This window comes from Alcanivorax sp. HI0044 (assembly GCF_001634945.1).
The window spans coordinates 1-4,408 of sequence record NZ_LWEZ01001436.1; the positions used below are offsets into that span (position 1 = coordinate 1).

Genomic DNA, 4,408 nt, shown 5'->3' on the forward strand with positions numbered 1-4,408 from the left:
ACTGCATCGATGCTGGTACTCAGCCAGTTGATCGGCCGCTCGCCCTACCGGATCGCCTGGCGCTGGAACGGATTGTTCTTTGTGCTGGTCGTGCCGATGCTGGCGTTGTGGATCGGGGTGATGACGCAATGGTTGTGAGAGCAGTTGAAAGTTCAAAGTGTAAAGTTAAAAAGGACGAAAAATGGGACAACCAACCGATCAATGGCTTCCCACGTGTTTCCACCAAACGCTCAGCGCGGACACGGCTTAACTGTTCATGCCAGGCTCGTGCGCGCTTTTCAACTTTGTACTTTGAACTTTCAACTTACCCTCAGATCAGGCCGCAAAGAGCCAGATCCCATCGCGGTCTTCGCGCTGCACCCTGCCCTGCTCCAGCAGGCAATTAAGGTGCGCAATGCTCTCGCCCATGGCAAACATCATTTGCTGCACATCCAGGGTCCGCTTGAACATCACCGGCAACACATCGTGGGCATTATGAGGCTGCTCACAGCAGGCAGCATGCACCTGATCCAGCTGCTCGGCATGGTGATCCGCCAACGCATTGATCCGCGTATGCAGCCCCCGGAAAGGCAAACCGTGGGCGGGCAGCACCAGCGTGTCTTCCGGCAATGCATCGCGGATTACTGTCAGGCTATCCACAAAGGCGGTTACCGGATTGGCGTCCGGCTCCGTGGGGCGCACCATCAAATTACTGGAAATGGTCGGCAGCACCTGATCCCCGCTGAGCAATACCCGGTCACTGCTGCGATACAGACACAGATGCTCCGGTGCATGGCCGCGGCCGATATACACCTGCCAACGCTCCCCATTAATAGTCAGCGTGTCACCCTCGGCCACCAACTCGGGGCTCTCAGGCAAGGGCATCACCACCCGGCGAAAACCGTTCCCCTTGCCCGCCACCTTCGCCAGGTCTTCACCTTTCAACCCATGGCTGCCCAGAAAGCCCTTGAAGCGCTCAATGGTCTGGGCATCGGTGGCATCACAAATACTGGTGGCCAGTTGCCACTCGCCGCGGCTCATAATCACCGGCGCCTGGCAGTGCTGCTGCAGCCAGCCGGCCATGCCGAGATGATCCGGGTGGTAATGGGTGACGATGATGCGGGTCACCGGCTTGCCGTCCAGTTGCTCGGCCAGAAGCTGTTGCCAGATTTCCCGGCTGCGGCGGACTCCCAGCCCGGTATCCACGATCACCCAACCCTGGTTATCTTCCAGCAACCAGAGATTGATATGGTCGAGGGCGAACGGCAGCGGAAACCGCAGCCAGTAAACCCCATCGGCCACCTTGAAACGCTGGCCTGCCGGCGGCAGATCAGTAAACGGGTAGATTAATGGGGACGTGGTCATAACGTTTTCCTTCTACTGCTAAATACGGCGAATAGGAGCACAACCATGCGCGCCTGGTGTATTGAAGATAAGCAACTGCAACTGGACACCCTGCCCGACCCGCAACCCGGGCCGGAGGAAATCCGCGTACAGGTCAAAGCCATTGGGGTTAACCGTGCAGACCTGTTGCAAGTGCTGGGCCGCTACCCGGCGCCACCTGGCACCAGCAGCCGTATCCCCGGACTCGAATATGCCGGCGTTGTCAGCGCCGTGGGCGAACGTGTGCAACAACGAAAAGTCGGCGACGCGGTGATGGGGCTGGTACCGGGCTGCGCCTATGCCGAACAGATCATCACCCATGAACGCGAAGCCCTGACCATGCCGGAAGGCATGGACTTTGCCCGCGCCGCCACGTTGCCGGAAGCGTTTCTGACCGCCTACCGGGCATTGTTTCTGGAAGGCGGCCTGCAACCGGGGCAATGGTGCCTGGTGCGCCCGGCCACAGCCGGGGTTGGCCTTGCCGCCACCCAGCTGGCCAATACCCTTGGCGCCCGACCCATCGGCAGTAGTCGGGACTTGAGCAAGCTCGACACCGCCAACGACATGGGCCTCGCTGCCCAGGTGTGCGACGACGGCACCCTCACCACCCAGCTCAACGCCATTACCCACGGCGATGGCGTGGCGGTGATTCTGGACATGGTCGGACCGGACTGGAACGATCTGCTCGGCGGGCTCCGCGCAGAAGGCAGCCTGGTGAACATCGGCATCCTTGGCGGCTTGAGCACCGAACTGAATCTTGGCGCCCTGCTGATGAAACGCCAGACCCTGAAAAGCATGACCATGCGCAGCCAGCCGCTGGAAAACCGCATTCGTCTGGCGCAAATTTTTAACGACCGCCTGGCACCACTGTTTGCCAGCGGCGCCCTGTTGCCCCTCCCGCTGGAAACCTTTCCCTTTGACGACGCCAACGCCGCCCATCAACACATGGCCAGCAGCGACTTCAGCGGCAAGCGTGTAATCGTGCTCGAATAACGACAGGGTCAGAGGGTGCATTGCGGCCCACAAGGAAACAGTATTCGGAATACTATTTCACATTACCTTTCAGCGCCTCAATGACCAAAACGATCAGGTGGTCGGTCCGCGGGCGTTCGCGCAACCGCTTCATGGAACCAAAAAAAAGCGGGTACCCAAGGAGGGTACCCGCTGAAAGACACCACTAAGGGGTTAGCGGTGTGCGCTACAACACGGTTTGAATGCCGTTAACTCTTTTTGCGAGTCTGGCGTTTCGGGGCAGGTTTTTCGGGTTTTTCCTCAGCGTTATCCAGCGCCTGAGTCAATTCCTGCACCCGTTTTTCAAGCTGTTCGACCTCACGTTTGTTAGGGAGGCCTAAACGGGATAAAGCCTTGTTAAAGCGGTCATCAAAGGCTTTTTCCATTTTATCCATGGTCTCGCCGGTATGGTGGCGAACCCGTTCTTTAATCTCTTCCACCCGGGACTCGGTTTTGTCCTTGGTGTGCCGCTCCACTTCACGACCGGCTTCCACCAGGGCATCAAAAAAACCGCTGCCCTCTTCTTCGGCGCGAGCAAACGCGCCCAGACCGGCTAGCCAGATCTGATGGGTATACTTGCGAATGTCTCGTGAAGCCCCGGTAAGGGCTTTCAGCGGGTTTTGACGCCCGTCTTTTTCGTTCTGGTTCTGTTCTTGGTCGGACATGGTCCAAACTCCCGAAGGCAATTCCACGAGCGAATGCAGCGGGAAAACAACACACAAGCATCATTAGCGCGCGGGACAAATTATAGGGGGGTGGTGACGCCAGCCAGCCGGCGCATTGTCAAACAATCATTCAAGAATAGTCAAGAATCGTTCCCTGCCGTGCCAACTGCTCAAAATCCGGGCAATCGGCATTATTCGTCAGCATCATCCTTGTCCATGGGGCCCTGCCGGCGGCCGCTGATCAAGCCAACGCCACGGGCCAGATCCCGGGCCCTTTCACGGATGACTTCTCGTGAGCGGCCGGTCAACAGATCCATAAAACGCTGCCGTAACCGTTCTTCAAGTTGTGCGGCGCCCTCTTCAAGACGCCTGTCTACCTTGCGCTCAAGCCGGGGCCCCAACCAAAAGTGGCCGATAAGCCCCAGAAGAATCAGGGTAAGCAGCGAAGCCCCCACCGCCGCCGCAAACAGCAACCACCCAAGGGTGGCCATGTCTATCTGCAGCACCTGCACTCAACTGGCTCCAAACATGAACACAAGTTGAAAGACACCGGCCATGGCGCCAAGGAAGCCCCCCACCACAATCAGGATCCATTCGTCTTCCTGAAAGGCGGGGCGCAACAAATCCTGAAACTCATCGGAACTCAGGGCCTGCATACGCTCGGACATAAGCCGCTCGACAATCTGCCCTCGCTCCTTGTTGAACCCCTGGTCTTCAAAGGGCTCCACCGCCAGATCCACCGCTTTCTCTTCCACCGCCTTCTTCAGGTCAGCGTACCCTTCCGGACCGACCGTGAGCTGGGCCGCAGTACGCACCACGCCACCATTAAGCAGCGGTTTTAAATGGCGCTTGATCAACGCTTTGGTGCGGTCGCCCCGCGGCCCGTTCACCACCTGATACATGATATTGCGCAGGGTAATAACCTGATCCGTGGATAGCCGGGCAAAGGATTCCGCCACATCCTTCTGCCGTTTCAGGAATAACCCCTGAATTCGGAATGGTCCCACCTTGATGGGGTTCAGTGGGCGGAAAATCAGGTTCAGCGCCAGCCAGTTGGTGGCAATCCCGACAATAAAGCCGAACAGCGGCAACACCCAGTTTTCAGGCATAAAGATAAAGACGGGAACCTGAATCAAGCCGAACAGAAAACCGAAATACAGGCCGGAGTTGGTCACAAAACGAAATTCGGGGTCACCGACTTCACGGAACATCTGCACCATGAGCTGCTTGTCTTCGCTCATCTGGGTGACAACCATGTGTTTCATGTCCACCAGGCTGTCCAGATTACGGCTGATATCGTCAACCACATTATCCATGACTGCTGGAATCGCACGGCGGGCACGGCTGTAGACCCGCTTGCGCACCAGCAG

Annotated in this window: 5 protein-coding genes; 1 reads left to right on the forward strand and 4 read right to left on the reverse strand. The window is 57.9% G+C overall.

The window, feature by feature from the left end; translation table 11 throughout:
- Positions 1 to 315 precede the first annotated feature (315 nt).
- A complete protein-coding gene (locus A3730_RS21270) occupies positions 316 to 1,344 on the reverse strand; it encodes an MBL fold metallo-hydrolase (protein WP_063538856.1) in 1,029 nt (342 codons plus the stop codon).
- Positions 1,345 to 1,389: 45 nt separating this feature from the next.
- Between A3730_RS21270 and A3730_RS21275 the strand changes: the two genes are divergently transcribed.
- Positions 1,390 to 2,355, forward strand: a complete 966-nt coding sequence (locus tag A3730_RS21275; protein ID WP_063538858.1) for an NAD(P)H-quinone oxidoreductase — start codon at positions 1,390 to 1,392, stop codon at positions 2,353 to 2,355.
- Positions 2,356 to 2,582: 227 nt separating this feature from the next.
- On the opposite strand, the gene A3730_RS21280 is transcribed toward A3730_RS21275, so the two are convergent.
- From A3730_RS21280 to A3730_RS32035, 3 genes are all read right to left on the reverse strand, one after another.
- Positions 2,583 to 3,038 carry a phasin family protein gene (locus A3730_RS21280; RefSeq protein ID WP_063521673.1) on the reverse strand — a complete coding sequence of 152 codons (456 nt, stop codon included), beginning with the start codon at positions 3,036 to 3,038 and terminating at the stop codon, positions 2,583 to 2,585.
- Between the two features lie 191 nt (positions 3,039 to 3,229).
- On the reverse strand, positions 3,230 to 3,529 hold the full coding sequence (locus tag A3730_RS21285; RefSeq protein WP_231880604.1) for a hypothetical protein: 300 nt from the start codon (positions 3,527 to 3,529) through the stop codon (positions 3,230 to 3,232).
- A 21-nt stretch (positions 3,530 to 3,550) separates the two neighbouring features.
- A partial coding sequence (locus A3730_RS32035; RefSeq protein ID WP_063538860.1) for a DUF445 domain-containing protein occupies positions 3,551 to 4,408 on the reverse strand: 858 nt, incomplete at its 5' end.

Coding starts and splice junctions, on each gene's coding strand:
- A3730_RS21285 (WP_231880604.1), bottom strand. CDS start 3,529: ATGGCCACCCTTGGGTGGTTGCTGTTTGCGGCGGCGGTGGGGGCTTCG.
- A3730_RS21280 (WP_063521673.1), bottom strand. CDS start 3,038: ATGTCCGACCAAGAACAGAACCAGAACGAAAAAGACGGGCGTCAAAAC.
- A3730_RS21275 (WP_063538858.1), top strand. CDS start 1,390: ATGCGCGCCTGGTGTATTGAAGATAAGCAACTGCAACTGGACACCCTG.
- A3730_RS21270 (WP_063538856.1), bottom strand. CDS start 1,344: ATGACCACGTCCCCATTAATCTACCCGTTTACTGATCTGCCGCCGGCA.